Origin of the sequence: Bacillus sp. SIMBA_026 (genome assembly GCF_046535335.1) — a bacterium.
In the GTDB taxonomy this organism is placed as follows: Bacteria; Bacillota; Bacilli; order Bacillales; family Bacillaceae; genus Bacillus; species Bacillus velezensis.
The window spans coordinates 1-297 of the sequence record NZ_JAWRWX010000088.1; the positions used below are offsets into that span (position 1 = coordinate 1).

Here is a 297-nt window from a genome sequence, read left to right on the forward strand (position 1 = left end):
GGCACAGCCATAGATCCATGCCGCAGTGAGGCGACCCGCGACGACCCGCGTGCGGATCTTTTCGGGTACCGTGAGCGCTGCCGCCCGGGCTCTCAGGCGTGCGGTCAGGGCGACACCCGGGGCCGCATAGGACTTCCCGTAAAGGGGGAGCAGGATCCCATCAAGCGCCATGCACTGTAATTCGACCCATGTAAAGATGGGGCTGGGGGAGTAGAGCTCGGCGATGACCGGCTCCAGCAGGTTTGGGGCGGCTACTGCGTGGACCATTCACTGATCATTCCGTGGAGCGGTCCAAGC

1 protein-coding gene is annotated in these 297 nt (G+C 64.3%); it reads right to left on the reverse strand.

The features are described 5' to 3' along the window. A partial coding sequence (locus tag SB847_RS20795; RefSeq protein ID WP_410578479.1) for a hypothetical protein occupies window positions 1-267 on the reverse strand: 267 nt, incomplete at its 3' end. Between the last annotated feature and the right edge of the window lie 30 nt (window positions 268-297).